This window comes from Streptomyces sp. NPDC126503 (assembly GCF_040302405.1).
In the GTDB taxonomy this organism is placed as follows: domain Bacteria; phylum Actinomycetota; class Actinomycetes; order Streptomycetales; family Streptomycetaceae; genus Streptomyces; species Streptomyces gulbargensis.
Genome location: NZ_JBEORS010000036.1, coordinates 1 through 18,167, shown reverse-complemented (window position 1 = coordinate 18,167; position 18,167 = coordinate 1). Strand labels below are relative to the sequence as shown.

General features: G+C 72.4%; 14 protein-coding genes. 6 read left to right on the top strand and 8 right to left on the bottom strand.

The features are described from left to right. Window positions 1-29: 29 nt before the first annotated feature. Together ABTY40_RS29220 and ABTY40_RS29215 are read right to left on the bottom strand one after the other, a co-directional pair. A complete protein-coding gene (locus ABTY40_RS29220; RefSeq protein ID WP_352062264.1) occupies window positions 30-953 on the bottom strand; it encodes a DNA-3-methyladenine glycosylase family protein in 924 nt (307 codons plus the stop codon). Window positions 954-1,047: 94 nt separating this feature from the next. Then, window positions 1,048-2,397 (bottom strand): peptidoglycan recognition protein family protein, encoded by a 1,350-nt coding sequence (locus ABTY40_RS29215; protein WP_352062263.1) that lies wholly within the window; start codon window positions 2,395-2,397, stop codon window positions 1,048-1,050. A 138-nt stretch (window positions 2,398-2,535) separates the two neighbouring features. On the opposite strand from ABTY40_RS29215, the gene ABTY40_RS29210 reads away from it, so the two are divergent. The 4 genes from ABTY40_RS29210 (at window position 2,536) to ABTY40_RS29195 (ending at window position 8,820) form a co-directional block, all read left to right on the top strand. Further along, on the top strand, window positions 2,536-3,288 hold the full coding sequence (locus ABTY40_RS29210) for a TIGR03089 family protein (protein ID WP_352062262.1): 753 nt from the start codon (window positions 2,536-2,538) through the stop codon (window positions 3,286-3,288). A gap of 433 nt (window positions 3,289-3,721) precedes the next feature. Next, a complete protein-coding gene (locus tag ABTY40_RS29205) occupies window positions 3,722-4,972 on the top strand; it encodes an LCP family protein (RefSeq protein ID WP_352062261.1) in 1,251 nt (416 codons plus the stop codon). Between the two features lie 243 nt (window positions 4,973-5,215). Beyond that, a complete protein-coding gene (locus ABTY40_RS29200; RefSeq protein WP_352062260.1) occupies window positions 5,216-6,991 on the top strand; it encodes an LCP family protein in 1,776 nt (591 codons plus the stop codon). Between the two features lie 182 nt (window positions 6,992-7,173). After that, on the top strand, window positions 7,174-8,820 hold the full coding sequence (locus ABTY40_RS29195; protein ID WP_502990705.1) for an LCP family protein: 1,647 nt from the start codon (window positions 7,174-7,176) through the stop codon (window positions 8,818-8,820). A 79-nt stretch (window positions 8,821-8,899) separates the two neighbouring features. Here the strand turns inward: ABTY40_RS29195 and ABTY40_RS29190 are convergent, their stop codons facing one another. Then, window positions 8,900-9,910 carry a glycosyltransferase family 2 protein gene (locus ABTY40_RS29190; protein WP_352062259.1) on the bottom strand — a complete coding sequence of 337 codons (1,011 nt, stop codon included), beginning with the start codon at window positions 9,908-9,910 and terminating at the stop codon, window positions 8,900-8,902. Window positions 9,911-10,083: 173 nt separating this feature from the next. Between ABTY40_RS29190 and ABTY40_RS29185 the strand changes: the two genes are divergently transcribed. Continuing rightward, window positions 10,084-11,592, top strand: a complete 1,509-nt coding sequence (locus ABTY40_RS29185) for an LCP family protein (protein WP_502990703.1) — start codon at window positions 10,084-10,086, stop codon at window positions 11,590-11,592. A gap of 114 nt (window positions 11,593-11,706) precedes the next feature. Here the strand turns inward: ABTY40_RS29185 and ABTY40_RS29180 are convergent, their stop codons facing one another. Next, entirely contained in the window at window positions 11,707-12,252 is a 546-nt protein-coding gene (locus tag ABTY40_RS29180; RefSeq protein WP_345288477.1) for an acyl-CoA thioesterase, read from the bottom strand. 119 nt (window positions 12,253-12,371) lie between these two features. Here ABTY40_RS29180 and ABTY40_RS29175 point away from each other — a divergent pair, with 119 nt between their 5' ends. Beyond that, entirely contained in the window at window positions 12,372-13,646 is a 1,275-nt protein-coding gene (locus tag ABTY40_RS29175) for an LCP family protein (RefSeq protein ID WP_352062257.1), read from the top strand. 81 nt (window positions 13,647-13,727) lie between these two features. On the opposite strand, the gene ABTY40_RS29170 is transcribed toward ABTY40_RS29175, so the two are convergent. From ABTY40_RS29170 to ABTY40_RS29155, 4 genes are all read right to left on the bottom strand, one after another. Beyond that, window positions 13,728-15,329 carry a putative glycosyltransferase family protein gene (locus ABTY40_RS29170; protein WP_352062256.1) on the bottom strand — a complete coding sequence of 534 codons (1,602 nt, stop codon included), beginning with the start codon at window positions 15,327-15,329 and terminating at the stop codon, window positions 13,728-13,730. Then, window positions 15,326-16,138 (bottom strand): polyprenol monophosphomannose synthase, encoded by an 813-nt coding sequence (locus ABTY40_RS29165; RefSeq protein WP_375165122.1) that lies wholly within the window; start codon window positions 16,136-16,138, stop codon window positions 15,326-15,328. Before ABTY40_RS29165 ends, ABTY40_RS29170 begins: the two co-directional genes overlap by 4 nt. Before the next feature lie 331 nt (window positions 16,139-16,469). Further along, complete coding sequence (manB, locus tag ABTY40_RS29160; protein ID WP_352062255.1) at window positions 16,470-17,552, bottom strand: mannose-1-phosphate guanylyltransferase; 1,083 nt, start codon at window positions 17,550-17,552, stop codon at window positions 16,470-16,472. A 129-nt stretch (window positions 17,553-17,681) separates the two neighbouring features. Further along, the coding region (locus ABTY40_RS29155; RefSeq protein WP_352062254.1) for an acyl-CoA dehydrogenase family protein at window positions 17,682-18,167 on the bottom strand (486 nt) is incomplete at its 5' end.

Genomic DNA, 18,167 nt, shown 5'->3' with positions numbered 1-18,167 from the left:
GGGCCGGGCCCGGCCGTACCGCGGGTGGGTCAGAGGGCCCTGATGTCGTTCGGGGCGAGGCGGGGGGCCCGGCGGGGCGGGACCCGGCCGCTGAGGAGGATCAGGCGCGCGGCGCGGTGGCGCTGGCCCGCGTAGGGGGCCAGGAGCTCCAGCATGGCCGCGTCGTCCGCCGACCGGTCGCCCGCGAGCGCCCAGCCGATGATGCCGGGCAGGTGGAGGTCGCCCGTCGTGACCTCGTCCGGGGCGCCGTTGCTGCGCTGGATCGTCTCGGCGCTGGTCCAGGGGCCGATGCCGGGGACCAGTTCGAGGCGGCGGCGGGCCTCCGGCGGCGCCATGTGCGCCGCTTCCTCCAGGCGCGGCGCGACCCGGGCCGCGCGCACGATCGTGGCCGACCGCTTGCCGTCCACGTTGGCGCGGTGCCACTCCCAGGACGGGATCATCGCCCACGTGCGGGCGTCCGGCATCACGTGCATGCCGTCGGGGGCGGGACCGGGGGCCGGTTCCCCGAACTGCCGGACGAGCCGGCGCCAGGAGCCGTAGGCCTCGTCCGCCGTGACCTTCTGCTCCAGGATCGACGGGATCAGCGACTCCAGGACCAGGCCGGTGCGGGTCAGGCGGAGGCCCGCCCGGCGGCGGTGGGCCGCGAGGAGCAGCTTGTGGCGGGGGACGAAGGCGGTGGGGTCGTCGTCGGCGCCGAGCAGCGCGGGCAGCCGCGCGAGGAGCCAGTCGGCGCCCGGTCCCCAGGCCTCGGCCTCCACCTCGCCCCCGCGGGCGGCGACCCGGAGGGTGCCGGGGCCCAGGGGGGTGCGGCTGGCGCGCCAGACGGAGCCGTCGGGGGTGGTGCGGAAGGTGGGGTCGTGGGGGCCGCGGCGCAGCGGGGAGAGGGTGAGGAGGAGGTCCGGCCGGGTGGGGACGGTCGTGAGGGGGGCGCGGGGGGCGAAGCGGCCGGACATGGATACGAGAGTAGTCGGGGGGTGGAGGCTTCCGGGACGGCCGGACGGACGGCGGCCGGGGCGGGGGCCCGCCCGGGAGCGGGCCCCCGTCCGGTCAGCGGCCCTGGTACTTGGCCGAGGAGGTGCGGGTGGTGGGGAGTTTGCCGTAGAGGCGGGTGCCGGGGCAGTCCGTGCGGTAGCCGTCGCGGTGGCCCGCGATGGCGTGGAACTTCACCTTCTTGCCCTTGGCGTACAGGTTGCCGCCGCCCGAGACGAGGGTCACCGTGCCCTTGGGGTTGATGCCGTGGAGGCCGAGCTTCCAGGCGGTCAGGCGGGCGACGGCGGTGACGACGGCGGCCGGCGGGGTGCTGCTGCCGTAGGAACCGAGGACGGCGACGCCCATGCTGTTGGTGTTGAAGCCGAGGGTGTGCGCGCCGAGCACCGGCTTGGCGACCCCGCCCGCGCGGCCCTCGTAGATGGTGCCGCACTTGTCGATGGCGAAGTTGTACCCGACGTCGCGCCAGCCGCTGCTCAGCACGTGGTAGCGGTAGATGCCGCGCAGGACGGACGGGGCCTGACTGCAGGTGTAGTTGTTGCCGGTGGCGCTGTGGTGGACGAAGGCCGCCTTGATCGTCTTGGTGTAGACGAAACCCTTCTCGCGGATGCGTTCGTCGGCACCCCAGCCCTTGCGGGTGACGATCTTCGGGCGCGGACCGATGTACGGCTTCTTCGCCTGCGCGGCCTGGACCGGCGCGCCGCCGACGGTGGTGCGCTCGGTCTCCTCCTTGGTCAGGGCGGGGATCCACGCCGAGCCGTAGGGGGCGAGTTCCGCGTTGGCGCTCGTCGCCGCGGCCTCCGGCGCGCCCAGGCCGGTGGGCGTGCCGGGTGAGGCGGCCCCCCGGGCGGTGTCGGCCGGGGCCTCGCCCGGGTCGATCAGTTCCAGGCGCAGCCCGGCGGGCAGGGACGGGACGCCGTTCTCGGCCCGTACCCGGATCTCGACGCCGTCGGAGTCACCGACCCACAGGGGGGCCGTGGCGCCGCGGCGCGCTCCGGAGGCGCCCTCGGCGCTGTCCGGGTCGGCGCCGTGCTGGTCGGTGTGGGCCTCGACGTCCTGCCAGTCCGACCAGACGTCGCCGCCGGTCGCGCGGGTGCGGACCTGGACGGTGCCGTGGAGGGCGGCGCGCGGGTCGTCCCAGACGACGCCGAGGAGCGAGAACGGGCGTACGTCGCGCCGGGTGAGGCCCTGGTCGGCCGGGCGGGCCGACCCGTCCCCGCCGGCCCGCGAGGAAGCGCCCAGGGGGGCGAGGGGCAGGGACTGGGTGGAGCCCGGCAGGTCGTCGGGGGCCGGTGGGAGCGCGGAGGCCGCCGGTGGCGCCGTGGCCGCCGCGGGAGCGGCGAGCGGGAGCGGCAGGCTGAGCACCGCCGCGCAGGTGATGGCGATCGGGGAGGCGAGTGAGACACGCATAGGCCGATCGTGCGTACGGGGCGACCGTCCCGCGCGCCGGGATTCGAACCGGAAACAGGTCCCGGTGTCCGCCGTACCGGTGGACGATGTCACCGGGACGGCGGACGCGGTGCACCCGTCCGCCGTACGCTGTCCGGCGTGAACGCCAGCGACCGTACCCCCGCCGACCTGCTGCGATCCGCGCTTGCCGCGGACCCGGCGCGCCCCTTCGTCACGTTCTACGACGACGCCACCGGTGAGCGCGTGGAATTGTCCGTCGCCACCTTCGCCAATTGGGTGGCCAAGACCGCGAACCTGCTTCAGGGCGAGCTGTCCGCCGCGCCGGGCGACCGCCTGGCGCTGCTCCTGCCGGCCCACTGGCAGACGGCCGTCTGGCTGCTGGCGTGCTCGTCCGTGGGGGTGATCGCCGAGGTGGGCGGTGATCCGGCGGCGGCCGACCTGGTGGTCGCGGGACCGGACGCGCTGGAGGCGGGTCTGGCCTGCTCCGGGGAGCGCGTCGCGCTCTCCCTCGCGCCGCTGGGCCGCCGCTTCCCGGCGGCGCCCGCCGGGTACGCGGACTACGCGGTCGAGGTGCCGAGCCAGGGCGACCGCTTCGCCCCGTTCGTCCCGGTGGATCCGGACGCGCCGGCCCTCGTCGTGGACGGGGTGGAGCGCACGGGCGCGCAGCTCGTCGACCAGGCCCGCACGGACGCTGCGGCGCAGGGCCTCGGCCCCGGGTCGCGGGTCCTGTCGGGGCTCCCGTACGACGGCTGGGAGGGGCTCTCGACCGGTCTGTACGCGCCGCTGGCGGCCGGCGGGTCCGTCGTCCTCTGCCGGAACGTGGACCAGCTGTCGCCGGAGGCCCTGGAGAAGCGCGTGGAGAGTGAACGGGTCACCGGCGCGGTCCTCTGATCCGGGCGGCCCCCGACCCGGTCCCGCCCCGCGTACCGTCCTCGTCCCCACGCTCCCGACACCGGTCCCGATCCCCGGTCCCCTCCCCGGCCGGACGCCACCCCGGCGTCCGGCCGTCCGCGTCCCCGGCGCCCGGGCGCCCCGCCCACCCGGCGCCCCCGTCACCCGCGCGCGCGCCGGTTCACCCCCGGAAAGCCCCTCGTTCGGCGGATCGACGCGCCGAGTCCCCGGGTGGCCGCGCCTTCGGCGGTGGATGATCGGCCGGGGGGCCGTCTCCCGGCGCGTCCCCCGCGCATGCCCGTAACGAGTTCGTACAGCCAGCACCACCGAGCACCACCGAGTTCCGCACAACCAAGCGTCCGGTTCGGCCGTCTCCCTCTGTGACCGGTGGCCGCCCGGCGCCCGCCGACGCCATGAAGGACGGACTGACGACGTGACGGACCGCGCAGGCACCCCCGCCGAACCGGAACCGGACGCGCCGGCCGCGGAGGCCGGGGCGACCGGCGCTCCGGAGGAGTCGCACGGGCGGCGTCACTGGCTGCGGTGGACGGCGCTCGGGGTCTCGCTGGTGGTGCTCGCCGGGGCGGGGGCCGGCTGGTGGTTCTACCGGAAGCTGGACGGCAACATCACCACGGACACCACGGCCGCCGACGAACTGCGGCGGTACGAGAAGGAGCGCCCGGCGGCGGTCGTGTCGGCGGCCCGGAACATCCTGCTCATCGGCTCGGACACGCGGGCCGGGGAGGGGAACCGGGAGTACGGCAAGGACGTGGGCACCCAGCGGTCGGACACCACGATCCTGCTGCACCTGTCGGCGGGGAAGTCGCGGGCGACGGCCGTGTCGCTGCCGCGCGATCTGATGGTGACGGTGCCGGACTGCCGTACGGCGGAGGGGGGCCGGAGCGGGCAGCAGTTCGCGCAGTTCAACTCGGCCTTCGAGGTCGGCGGCACGGCGTGCACGATCCGTACCGTCGAGAAGCTGACCGGCATCCGGGTCGACCATCACATGGTGATCGACTTCCGCGGCTTCAAGAAGATGGTGGACGCGGTGGACGGGGTGGAGATCTGTCTGAAGGAGCCGATCGACGACGCCGACGCGCACCTGAAGCTGCCGGCGGGCCGCCAGACGCTCCACGGGGAGCAGGCGCTGGGCTTCGTACGGGCGCGCAAGTCGCTCGGCAACGGCAGCGACACCGAACGGATGGACCGGCAGCAACAGTTCCTCGGGGCGCTCGTCACCAAGGTGCAGAGCGACGGGGTGCTGTTGAATCCGACGAAGCTCTATCCGGTCCTGGACGCCGCGACCAAGTCGATCACGACCGACCAGGGTCTGGACTCGCTGCGGGACCTGTACGACCTGGCGCGCGCGATGCGGGCGATCCCGGCGGAGAACGTGCAGTTCCTCACGGTGCCGCGGCGGCCCTACACGTACAACGTGAACCGGGACGAACTGGTGCAACCCGCCGCCAGCCACCTCTTCAGGCAACTGCGCGAGGACAGGCCGGTCCTGGTGCGTCCGGAGCACGGCGAACGGGAGGGGAAGGGCGTGGATCCGGGCGGGGAGGACGGCCGAACAACCGGTGAACTCCCGTCCGACGGAAAGCCGGACGACGCGGACACCCCCACGCCGGCCGCGACCCCGACCTTCACCGGGCGCAACGCGGCGGAAGGGGCGTGCGCCTGAGGGGGAGGGTGAGTAAAGCGCGCCCCAAGGGGAGGGCGGGGAGGGATGAGGTTTGGGCAAATTGCCCAGTTGTAAGGGGCGTGGAATTTGTCACGGACGTCGCCCCACGCTGAACTGGGCGGATAGTGTGACGCGATCCGGTGCACCCCGACCGCGTGGTCGCACACACCAAGGATCGAACGACCGAGTGGCGCCCTGTGGGGGAGGCGCCTCGCGTGGCACCGACGGAGGACCCGAGGAACCGTGGACGCGCACAGCCGTGGACGGGCGGACGAGATCGACCCCGCCGACCAGTGGGTACTGAACCCGCAGACCGGCAACTACGAACTGCGACTGGACCACTCCGGTCAGCAGCCGCAGGCCGCGGCCCCGTCGTACGCCCGGAGAGCCGCGACCGTCGAGACGCCCTCCCCCGCGACGCCCGCCACCCCCGTCGAGGCCCCGGTCCCCGGCCAGCGCCGCCGCCGTCCCGCCGAGCCGGGCCGGGGCGCCGGCGCGGGCGGTACGGGCTCCCCGGGCAGGCGCGGCGGCCAGCCGCCCGTGAGCCGCCGCAAGCGCAAGCAGGCCGCCTCCCGCAAGAAGAAGGTCCTGCTGTGGACCGGCGGCACGATGGCCCTCGTCCTGGTGGGCGGAGCGACCAGCGCGTACGTGCTCTACAACAAGCTGGACGGCAACATCACCACCGTCGATCCGGTGGGCCGCAAGAGCCAGGGCTTCCGCAAGGGCCAGGCCTTCAACATCCTGATCATCGGCACCGACAAGCGGACCGGTGAGGGCAACGGCGGCTACGGCGACACCAACAGCCCCGGCCACGCGGACACCACGATCCTCTTCCACGTCTCCCAGGACCGGACGAACGCCACCGCGCTGTCCATCCCGCGCGACCTGGTGACGAAGATCCCCGTGTGCGAGTCGCGGCAGCCCGACGGGTCGATCAAGACGATCCCCGGCGCGGAGAAGGCCCGGTTCAACGTCAGCCTCGGCCAGGACGGCCGCGACGCCGGCTGCACCATGCGCACGGTCGAGGAACTGACGGGCCTGACCGTCGACCACTTCATGATGGCCGACTTCAACGCCGTCAAGGAGCTGACGACGGCCGTCGGCGGCGTGAAGGTCTGCGTCGAGAAGGCCGTGGACGACCCGAAGTCGCATCTGAAGCTGCCGCCCGGCGAGTCGGTCATCGAGGGCGAGCAGGCCCTCGCCTTCGTCCGCACGCGCTCCAGCTTCGGCAACAAGAGCGACCTGGACCGGATCAAGGTGCAGCAGCAGTTCCTGAGTTCGATGGTCCGGCAGATGAAGTCGGACGACACGCTCACCAGCCCGACCAAGCTCTACAGCCTCGCGAACGCGGCGACCAAGGCGCTCACCGTCGACACGGGCATAGGCTCCCTCTCCAAGCTCCAGGAGCTGGCCGGCGAACTCGCCCCCATCGACACCAAGAACATCGCCTTCACGACGCTTCCGGTGGTCGACAACCCGGACGAACCGAAGCCGGTCACCGTGGTGCCCCACCCGACGCAGGCGCCCCAGCTGTTCGCGATGCTGCAGTCGGACACCTCGCTCACCGAGGTGAAGAAGAAGGAGGCGCAGGCCAAGACCGCCCAGGCGCAGGCCCAGGCCGCCCTCCTCAAGGGCCCCCGGTCCACCGCCGCCGAGGTCCGCGTCGACGTCTACAACGGCAGCGGCATCACGGGGGCGGCGCAGGCCACCATCAACTGGCTTCAGAACGACCAGGGCGTGACCCGGTCGACGAACCGGAGCAACGCCCCCGAGAAGGCGGCGAGGACGACGCTGACGTACGCGCCGAACCAGGCCGACCAGGCCCGCAAGCTGGCCGACATGATGGGCCTGCCGGCCACGGCGCTGAAGCCGGGAACACAGGACGCCGGGGAGCGCGAGCCCATGACGCTCGTCCTCGGCTCCGACTTCAAGGGCGCGGGGGTGCCTCTCACCGGGCCGGTGAAGGCGCCGAAGGATCTGCAGAAGGTAGCGGCCGACAAGCAGGTGTGCGCCAAGTGACCCGGAAACACCGGGGTGCGGCGCACGCGTGGCTGGCCTGACGGACAGGGGACCTTGGGGTGGGACAGAACAGCGTGCGTGGGGAGGGAACACGGGGACGTGTTCCGCACGCCCGTGAGTCGGGTTGGGACGAGGACGCGTCGCACGGCGCCGGTGAGGCCACCGGCGCGGACGAGGGTGCCGTGGCGGGCGCGGAGGGGGCGCCCGCGTCGTCCCGGGCCGCGCGCCGCCGGGGCGGCGGCGGTTCGGGCGGTTCCGGCGGTACGGCCCCGGCGGCCGCGGGCGGGCGGGCCGCCGCACGGCGGCAGGCCAGGAAGTCGGGCAAGCGCAAGGCGCTGCGCTGGAGTGCGGTCACCCTGTCGCTGCTGATACTCGGCACGGCCGGCGCCGGATACCTGTACTACGAGCACCTCAACGGCAACATCCGCGGCGGCGCCCGCGCCGGCGGCAACAGCGGTGTGGAGAAGGCGAAGCCCAACGCGCTCGGCGACACCCCGCTGAACATCCTCCTGATCGGTTCCGACAGCCGCGCCGACGAGAAGAACATCGCTCTCGGTGGCGGGCGGAACGACAAGAACCGCAGGCCGCTGGCGGACGTGCAGATGCTGCTGCACATATCGGCGGACCGTGAGAACGCCTCCATCACCTCCATCCCCCGTGACACCGTGGTCCCCATCCCGGAGTGCCGGGACGAGAACGCCACCTACCCGGCCACCACCAACCGGCCCATCAACGAGTCGCTGCAGCGCGGCGGACCGGGCTGCACCCTGACCACCTGGGAGTCGCTGACCGGCGTCTACATCGACCACTGGATGATGGTCGACTTCGCCGGTGTGGTCGCCATGGCGGACGAGGTCGGCGGTGTCCCGGTCTGCGTCAAGACCGGTGTGCACGACCGCTCGACGAGGACCGTCAAGGGCGGCTCCGGGCTGAAACTGCCGGAGGGCACCCACGAGATCAAGGGCGAGCAGGCCCTCCAGTGGCTGCGCACCCGGCACGCCTTCGGCAGCGACCAGAACCGCGCCAAGGCGCAGCACATGTACATGAACGGCATGATGAAGCAGCTCCAGAGCCAGAACGCCTGGAGCGACACCGGCCGCCTCATGGGTCTCGCCGACACGGCCACGAAGGCGCTGATGGTCTCCGACGAGATCAAGTCGGTGTCGGCCCTCTTCGACCTGTCGATGCAGTTCAAGAACGTGAAGATCGACCGCCTGACCACGGCGACGGTCCCCACCAAGCCGTACCCGCCGAAGCCCGACGAATGGCTTCAGCTGGTCCCGGAGTCCGCGGACAAGATGTGGACGATGCTCCGGGACGACGTCGCCCTCGACAAGAACGGCGACAAGCCCGGGTCCAAGCCGAAGCCGAAGCCGGCCGGCCCCGTGAAGCCCAAGGCGAAGCCGGAGGCCCCGGACTCCTTCGGGGTGGCCGTCATCAACGGCACGGACGGCAGCGGCACCCGGCCCCCCGTCGAGGGCCGGGCCGGCGCCATGGCCGAGACCCTCAAGGGCAAGGGCTTCTCCCGGGCCGAGGCCTCGCGCGAGGACGGCGGCCGCAAGGACACCGTCGTCACCTACCCCAAGGCGACGGGCGAACAGGGCCGCGCCAACGCGCAGTCCGTGGCCAAGGCGCTCGGCCTGCCCGACACGGCCGTACGGGCCGCCACCAACAGCGAGACCGTCACCCTGATCGTGGGCGAGGACTGGCGCGAGGGCGACACGTACAAGCGGCCGGTGACCAAGGCGGGCGACCTGCCCGAGGGCGCCGACGACAAGGTGGACTGCATGGACATCTACTCCGTCTACCGGTGGGACGGCAAGGACTGACCTCCCGCCCCGCGACACGGCGACGGCCGGGCCCCGTGAGGGACCCGGCCGTCGCCGTCCGCGCGGAGCGGAGAAGGCGTCAGACGCGCTCCGCCCGCACCGCCGGGCGGCGGCTCGCGATGACCTTCTTCGCGAGGGAGCGCGGGCTGGTGAGGAAGCCGTACCCCCACGACATGTGCATCGTCGCCAGCGCCACCGGAATCTGCAGGCGGGCCTTGAGCGGGAGGCCCTTGCCGGCGGGGACCGAACCGGCCGTGATGGCGGCGAGGTAGCCGGCCGGGATCACGAAGCCGAGCGGGGTGAGCGTGGCCCCCACGACCAGGCCGGCGGCGATGGCGCAGACGGCCGTCGGCGGGGCCAGGTAGCGGAGGTTGATGGAACCCTGGTGGTAGCGGGCCACCACGTGGCGCCAACGGCCGTAGTCCTTGTACTGCTTGGCGAGCGCCTTCACCGACGGGCGGGGCCGGTACTGCACGCGGAGCTCCGGCGAGAACCAGATCAGACCGCCCGCCTCACGGATGCGGTAGTTCAGCTCCCAGTCCTGGGCGCGGATGAACTCCACGTTGTAGCCGCCCTGCTGCTCCAGTGCCTCGCGCCGGAAGACACCGAGGTAGACGGTCTCCGCAGGGCCCGCCTCGCCGCCGGTGTGGAAGGCCGCGTTGCCGACGCCGATCTTCGAGGTCATCGCCGCGGCGACCGCCTCCTCCCAGGCGTTCTCGCCCTCGGCGTGCATGATGCCGCCGACGTTCTGCGCGCCGGTCTCCTCCAGGAGCCGGACGGCGGTGGCGATGTAGTTCGGCGAGAGCATCCCGTGGCCGTCGACGCGCACCACGATCGGGTGACGCGAGGCCTGGACCGCCGCGTTGAGGGCGGCGGGGGTACGGCCCGTGGGGTTGGGCACGGTGCGCACGCGGGGGTCCTCGCGCACGAGTTCGGCGGCGATCTCGTCCGTGCGGTCCGTGGACGGGCCGAGGGCGATCACCACCTCCATCTCGCCGTCGTACTCCTGCTCCAGGATGTGACGGACCGCGTTGCGCAGGTGCCGCTCCTCGTTGAGGACCGGCATGATCACGGAGACGGGGGGCTGCATGGATTCCTCGGGGGGTCCGGGGTCGTCGCCCGGGAGACAGCAGTATCGCCCGCCACGTTACCGCGAATGGGGGACACCCTGGCGCGCCGCCGGGGCGGGCGGGCCCTTGCGCTGATCGTATGGGCCTACGGTGCTCACGGCTCCCCTTGTCGCACCCGCGGAGGTGTCCGTCCGTGCCCACACCGCCCCGCACGCCCCCTCGCCGGCCCGTCCCCCGACCCGCCCCGGGCCGCAGGAGGCCCGGGCGGCCCCGGCGGCCCCGCTGGGGGAAGCGGATGGCGACGGCGCTCTCCGTGGCGGTCCTCGCGGCGGGCGGCATCGGGCACGCGGTGGTGACCGGCCTGGACACCGGGATCACCCGGGTGGACCCCTTCAAGGACATGAAGAACCGGCCGCAGGCCGGGCACGGCATGAACGTCCTCGTCGTCGGCACCGACGGGCGGGACCGGATCACCGCCGAGGAGAAGGAGAAGTACCGGCTCGGCGGCGAGCCCTGCCACTGCACCGACACCGTGATGCTCGTGCACATCTCCGGGGACCGGGACCGGGCGAGCGTGGTGAGCCTTCCCCGCGACTCGTACGCCGAGATGCCCGAGCACACCGACCTCACCACCGGCGAGCGGCACGAGGCGCACCCGGTGAAGCTCAACGCCGCCTACGCGGAGGGCGGTCCGGCGCTCACCGTGCGGACCGTCGAGTCGATGACCGGTGTCAAGATCGACCACTACCTGGAGGTCGACTTCACCAGTTTCATGCGGACCGTGGACGCGGTCGGCGGGGTGGAGATCTGTACGGCCCGGCCGATGAAGGACCCGTACACCGGGCTCGACCTGGCGGCCGGGACCCACGAGCTGGACGGCGGGCGGGCGCTCCAGTACGTGCGGTCGCGGCACATCGACGGCGCGGCGGACATCGGGCGGATGCAGCGGCAGCAGCGGTTCCTGGCGGCCCTGGTCGACCGGCTCACCAGCGGCGGGGTGCTGTTCAACCCCGTGCGGTTCCGGCAGGTCGCGACGACGTTGCTGGGGTCGGTGCGCGCGGACGAGGGCTTCGGTACGGACCAGATGCTGTCCCTCGCCAAGGCGATGCGCGACTTCACCCCGGCCTCCTCGGAGTTCGTGTCCGTGCCCGTGGGGAACATGAGCTTCCCGGTGAAGGGGATCGGCTCCACGGTGAAGTGGGACGCGGCGAAGGCGCAGAAGCTGTTCCAGGCGCTGCGCGAGGACCGGCCGCTGGCCACGCCGAGGACGAGCCCCGCGGCCCCGGTCCCCCCGGGTACGGGCTCCGCCGCCCCCGCGGCGCCGGACGGCGCGGTCGTGGACGTGCCGCCGCGCTCCGTGCGGGTCCAGGTCTACAACGGCACCCGCACCGACGGGCTCGGCCGCAAGGTCGACGAGGCGCTGCGCGCGGCCGGCTTCGACACCACCCGCGCCCCGATGACCGCGTCGGGGCCGGTCCGGAAGCGGACCGTCGTGGAGTACGACCCGCGCTGGGACCGCTCCGCGAAGACCCTGGCGGCGGCGCTCCCGGGGGCCGAGCTGCGGGAGGTCGCCGGGCGGGGCGGGACGCTGCGGGTGACGGTGGGCGGGGACTACAAGGGGGTCACCCCGGTGCGCGGGGAGGAGGAGCGGAAGGCCGGACCGTTCGAGGCGGTCCGGGGGGACGAGGTGGTGTGCGGGTGATCCCGTACGGGCCTGGTCCCGGGCCGGTGCCGTGCGGTGCCGTTCCCCTACCGGCCGGTGCCGCGCGGTCGCGTGCCGTACGGGGTCCCGCCTCCTGGCTCCGGGCCGTCCCGGTCAGTCGTCGTAGCCCTGGGCCGCGCGGGCCTCGCGGAGCTCCATGATGGCGCGGCGGCGGGCCAGGCGGTGGGTGCGGCGGATCTGGGCCTCCTGGTAGCGGCGCTTGTCCTGTTCCGTCTCGGGGATCACCGGGGGGACCCGGCGCGGCTTGCCGTCGGCGTCGACGGCGGCGAAGACCAGATAGGCGGAGCCGACCTGCGTCGCGGGCGTGGACTCGTTCCAGCGCTCGGCCAGGACCCGTACGCCGACCTCCATGGAGGAGCGGCCGGTCCAGTTGACCTGGGCCTTGACGTGGACGAGATCGCCGACCCGGACGGGTTCGAGGAAGGCCATCTCGTCCATGGAGGCCGTGACGGCCGGCCCGCCCGAGTGCCGGCCCGCGACGGCTCCCGCCGCGTCGTCCACCAGCTTCATGATCACGCCACCGTGCACGGTACCGAGGAGGTTGGTGTCGTGACTGGTCATGATGTGGCTGAGGGTGGTGCGGGAGGCGGAGGTCGGCTTGCCGGGCAGCTCGCCCGGGGTATCGCCCTGTTCTGTCATGCCCTCCACCTTATGCCGGGTCCCGGGCGCGTCCGCTTTGCATCAGCTTGGCAACAGCACCGGTCCGATGCTCCACCCGGCCTGTCGCCGGGAAAGGGCCGCCCGGCACACTGGACGGCATGAATGACTGGCCCGACGACGGCGGATACGGCCGTGGCAGCGCGAACCCTCGGTCCGAGGGCCCTCGCCGCATGCGTCATGTGCAGCGACCGCAGGTCCCCCAGCAGCCGCCTCGGCACGACCAGGGCTACAACCCGAACTTCACACAGGCCCAGGCCTCCGGTTACGACTCCGGCTACAGCACCGGCCAGGTGTACGGCGGGCCCCAGGGCCGGGGCGGTGACGGCGGCGGTCACGGGACCGTACCGCCGCAGTACTCGCCGCGGCCCGGCGGGTCCGGGGGCGGCGCTCCGGTGGACTGGCGCAAGCGGATCAAGGTCGGCTCGATCGTGCTGGTCGTGGGCGTCCTGGCGTGGGGCATCGGCACCTACGCCTGGGCCAGCTCGCAGATGCGGGGCGAGGTGGACCTCTCCAAGGTCATCGAGCGGCCGGAGGAGGGTGACTGCACGACGTATCTGATCGTCGGCTCCGACAGCCGTGAGGGCATGTCGGCGGAGGAGAAGAAGAAGCTGCACACCGGTTCCGCCGAGGGCAAGCGGACCGACTCGATGATGATCCTCGCGGCCTGCTCCAGCGGGAACACGATGATCTCGCTGCCGCGCGACTCGTGGGTGACGATCCCGTCCTTCGTCGGTTCCGAGTCGGGCAAGCAGTTCGGCCCCCGGGGCGGCTCCAAGCTGAACGCCGCCTACGCGATGGACGGCCCCGAGCTGCTGGTGCGGACCGTGGAGTACAACACGGGGCTGCGCATCGACCACTACGCGGAGATCGGCTTCGCCGGCTTCGCGAACATCGTGGACGCGCTCGGCGGTGTCGAGATGAACATCGAGAAGGGTTTCAAGGACAAGAAGTCCGGCGCCGACTTCCAGGCGGGTCAGCAGACCCTCAACGGCGAGCAGGCCCTCGCCTTCGTCCGTACCCGGTACGCCTTCGCCCAGTCGGACCTCCAGCGGACGAAGAACCAGCAGAAGTTCCTGTCCGCGCTGGCGAACCAGGCGGCGACGCCGGGCACGATCCTGAACCCGTTCACGCTCTACCCGACGCTGGGCGCGGGCCTGGACACGCTGATCGTGGACAAGGACATGTCGCTGTACGACCTGGGGAAGATGTTCTTCGCGATGAAGGGCGTCAACAGCGGTGACGGCCGGTCGATGAACATGCCGATCGCGGGCAGCGCGCCGCAGGGCTCCCTGAAGTGGGACATGCCCAAGGTGAAGGAGCTGGTCCGGCAGATCCAGAACGACGAGAAGGTCACGGTGACCTCGGACCGCTGAGGCGGCGGCAACCCGGGTGCACGGAAGGGCCCCGCGGACGGTGTCCGCGGGGCCCTTCTGCGTACCCGTGCGCGTGGTCGGTCAGCCGACGACCTTGAACAGGACGCGGCCCTCGGGCGAGGTGGCGACCTTCCTCAGGGCGGGATCGTCGGCTCGCAGGCCGCCCTGGGTGGGCCACTGGACCACCCAGTCGGCGTCGTACTTGTGCAGGATCGCCAGCTTCTCGTCGCGGCTGATCTTGCCCTTGAAGTACTGCACGACGTCGATCTTCCGCTGGGTCTCGTCCGGCAGGAAGAAGTCCGGGTAGCCGATGGCGATGGTGTAGTAGCCGTAGGCGGGGAGCTTCTGGGCGGCGAACGGGTCGCTCATGAAGACGTCGCCGTACTTCGCGTACCTGGTGGTCCACTCGTACGTCTTGGGGAGCTCCATGAGCCCCTCCTCGGTGACGGCCTTCGGCAGGGCCTCGTCCCGGATGACGAAGCCGAAGCCGTCGCGCTGCGCCCAGGCGCCGGTGAGCAGCCCGGCCGTCAGGGCGGTCGCGAAGACCGCGCGCAGCAGGCGCCTGCCGCCCTCGACGGCCGCGATCGCGGCGGCGATCTGCGCGGGCATGACGACGGCGGGCTCGGCCCGGCCCCAGGAGTACTTGCCGGTCACGGCGCCGGCGACGACCATCGCGAGGCCGAGCGCGAACCAGATCACCAGCGGGTCGCGGCGGTCGCGGACGAACCGCAGGACCAGCGCGACGAGACCGATGGCGGCCAGGCAGTAACGCGGCCAGAGCTCCTTGTAGAGGTTCTGGTGGATCTCCTCCAGGCCCCCGATCCCGAAGAGGGAGAAGAAGGAGTAGTACGGCCAGATCACCAGGACCAGCAGGCCGGCGGCGACGGCGCCGCCCAGCTTCAGCCAGGTGGCCCTGACGGGCCAGGGGCGGGCCGAGACCAGCACGCCGACGGCGCCGAGGGTGATGACCACACCGGAGAACTGGTGGCTCAGCATGAGCACGGCCCACAGCACACCGAGGCCCAGATAGGCCGCCCAGCCGGTGGCCGTGCCCGCGCGCAGGGCGCGGGTCAGCAGCGCCAGGAACACGAGGCCGAGGCCCAGGGTGACGGTGCTGGGGTAGGCGATGACCAGGGCCAGCGAGGTGAAGCCCAGGTACCCGCTCCAGGCGATGGTGTCGACGCCCCACAGGAAGAAGAGGCTCAGCACGGCGAGCGGCGGGGCCGCCCGGTGGGCGCTGATGGTGCGGGTGAAGATCCAGACGCCGAAGATCAGCAGGGCCAGGCCGATGTACGCGCCGAGCCGCAGCGCGTTGAAGGTGTTCAGCCCGGTGACCTTCGCCACGAGGGTCAGGAACACCATCCACGGCGAGTAGTAGGGGCTCTCCGTGTCGGCGTCGACCATCGGGTTGCCCGGGTCGAGCAGGCTGTGGCGCAGCCGGTGGATCGTGGCCGCGTGCACACCGAGGTCGCCGGCCCAGGGCAGGCGGACGACCACGAAGACCAGGACGGCGGTGACGAGCAGGACGGCGCCGTTCGCGGCACCCGCGACGCGGTCCTCGAGGGACCGCCTGCGGGGCGGGGCGGGCGTCTCGGGGGCCGCCGCCCCGGCGTGTCCGCGGGACCGCTCCGCGGCCGGCGAACCGGCCCCGTCGAGGTCCCCTCGTATGGCGTCGACGCTCACTTACGGCCCCGGGCGCGCGCACGGAGCTTCCAGGGCATGGCGATGGACTCGAGCTGGACGGCGAGGTTCATCTTGGACTCGCCGACGGTCCGGTCCTCGAAGTGGATGGGGACCTCCATGACCTGGAAGCCCTTGCGGAGCGCCGCGTACTTCATCTCGACCTGGAAGCTGTAGCCGGCGCTGCCGACGGAGGAGAGGTCGATGGCGCGGAGCGCGTCGGCGCTCCACAGGTTGAAGCCGCCGGTGATGTCGCGCACGCGCGTGCCGAGGATGGTGCTGGCGTAGGCGTTGGCCCAGCGGGAGAGCAGCTTGCGGTGGGCGCCCCAGGCGTCGGAGAGGGTGCCGCCGGGGACGTACCGGCTGCCGACGACGAGACCGGCGTCGGTGGCGAGGGCCACACCGAGCATCTCGGCGATCTTGCCCTCGGGGTGGGAGCCGTCGGCGTCCATCTGCAGGACGTAGTGCGCGCCGTCCTCGACGGCCTTGGTCATGCCCGCGGTGTAGGCGCGGCCGAGGCCGTCCTTCGCGGTGCGGTGCAGGACCGACATGCGCGGGGAGCCGTCCTCGGCGTGGTACTTCTGCGCGAGCTCCTCGGCGATCTGCCCGGTGCCGTCCGGGGAGGAGTCGTCGACGATGAGGAGCCGCAGGCCGGGTATCTCCAGGTCCATCAGCAGCTCGGTCATGCGGGGCACGTTTCCGGCCTCGTTGTACGTGGGCATGACCACGGTCAGCGGGGTCCGGCCCCACGTGTCGGGAAGGGTGGCCGTACGAGCGGTCGCGACGTCATCCGCACCGGGGGTCTGGTACACACCTGTCACTGGATTGCTGCCTCACTGACGACTGAAGGGTGGAGATCCGGGTGGGGCGGGTCCTGCCGGACCGGGGCCCCGATCGGCCCGGTGGGCCGTTGCGGGCCCGGGTACCCCGTGGCCCCGATGGCCCGGGACTTCCTCCGGACCGTGGAGGTCCGGGTCTTCCTCCGGATCAAGGAGATCCGGGTCTTCCGCCGGACCGGGGTCCGGGTCTTCCGCCGGACCGTTCAGGGTCCGGGTCCTGCCGGCCGCGCCGGTGTCCCCGGGGTTCCGGGGCTCCCCCGGAACCGGTCGGGTCCGGGGGAAGGGCGCGCGGTGGTACGGGTGGTCAGCGGTCCGAGGAGAAGCGGAGCGCGGCGTCGGGCAGTTCTGCCTCGCACCACACCCGCGCACCGGCGCGTACCTCGTTGTCCGCGCCGACGCGTGCGCCGTCACCGACGACGGCACCGTCCACGACGGTGCGCTCGCCCACGACGGAACGCGCGCCGATGAGGCTCGCGCTCACCTGGGCGTCGGCCCGGACGGTGGCACCGTCGAGCACGATGGAGCCCTTCACGACGGCGCCGGCCTCGATCCGGGCGCCGGCGCCTACCACAGTACCGTCAAACAGCTTGGCCCCGGGAGCCACCTGGGCCCCGGGAAGCACGAGGGATTCGCCACGCGGGCCGGGCACGGCCGGGGAGGCGACGACACCGCGGACGAGGTCGGCGGAGGCCTGGACGAAGGACTCGGGCTTGCCCAGGTCCAGCCAGTAGGTGTCCTCGGTCTTGCCGTAGAGCTTGGCGCCGGACTCCAGGAGGCCCGGGAAGGTCTCGCGCTCGACGGAGACCGGACGTCCCTCGGGGATGGCGTCGATCACGGAGCGGCGGAAGACGTAGCAGCCGGCGTTGATCTGGTCGGTGACGATCTCCTCGGGCGTCTGCGGCTTCTCGGTGAAGGCCAGCACCCGCCCCTCGGAGTCGGTGGGGACCAGGCCGAAGGCGCGGGGGTCGGAGACCCGCACGAGGTGGAGCGAGACGTCGGCCTCGGCGGCCTTGTGCGACTCGACGAGGCCGCGGATGTCGAGGCCGGTGAGGATGTCGCCGTTGAACACGAGGACCGGCTCGTCGGGTCCGCCGGTGAGGCGGCGCGCGGCGTTGCGGATGGCGCCGCCGGTGCCGAGCGGCTCGTCCTCGACGACGTACTCGAGGTGGACGCCGAAGTCGGAGCCGTCACCGAAGTACGGCTCGAAGACCTCGGCGAGGTAGCAGGTCGCCATGACGATGTGGGTCACACCCGCGTCCGCGGCCCTGGCTATCTGATGGGCCAGAAACGGCACACCTGCGGCCGGAACCATCGGCTTGGGGGTGTTCACCGTGACGGGCCGCAGTCGCGTCCCCTGCCCGCCGACCAGCAGCACCGCTTCCGTCATTGTCTTCCCTAACACGATCGGGTGTACGAAGCGCTAAATCTAGCCCAACCGCGAGTCGCCGCGGACCGGAGGCGAGCACTGCCGATCGCCTCCGGCGCCCCGTGTGTTCGTTGTGCGGCCGGCCCGTGATTACGGGAGGTTGCGGGCCATCACGATGCGCTGAACCTGGTTGGTGCCCTCGTAGATCTGGGTGATCTTGGCGTCGCGCATCATGCGCTCGACGGGGTAGTCACGGGTGTAGCCGTAACCGCCCAGGAGCTGGACGGCGTCGGTGGTGACCTCCATGGCGACGTCGGAGGCGAAGCACTTGGCCGCGGCGCCGAAGAAGGTGAGATCGCCGTCGACGCGCTCGGACTTGGCGGCGGCGGCGTAGGTGAGCTGGCGGGCGGCCTCCAGCTTCATGGCCATGTCGGCGAGCATGAACTGCACGCCCTGGAAGTCGGCGATCGGCTTGCCGAACTGCTTGCGCTCGGTGACGTAGCCCTTGGCGTAGTCCAGGGCGCCCTGGGCGATGCCGATCGCCTGGGCGGCGATGGTGATGCGGGTGTGGTCCAGGGTCTTCATCGCGGTGGCGAAGCCGGTGCCCTCGGCGCCGATCATCCGGTCGGCGGGGAT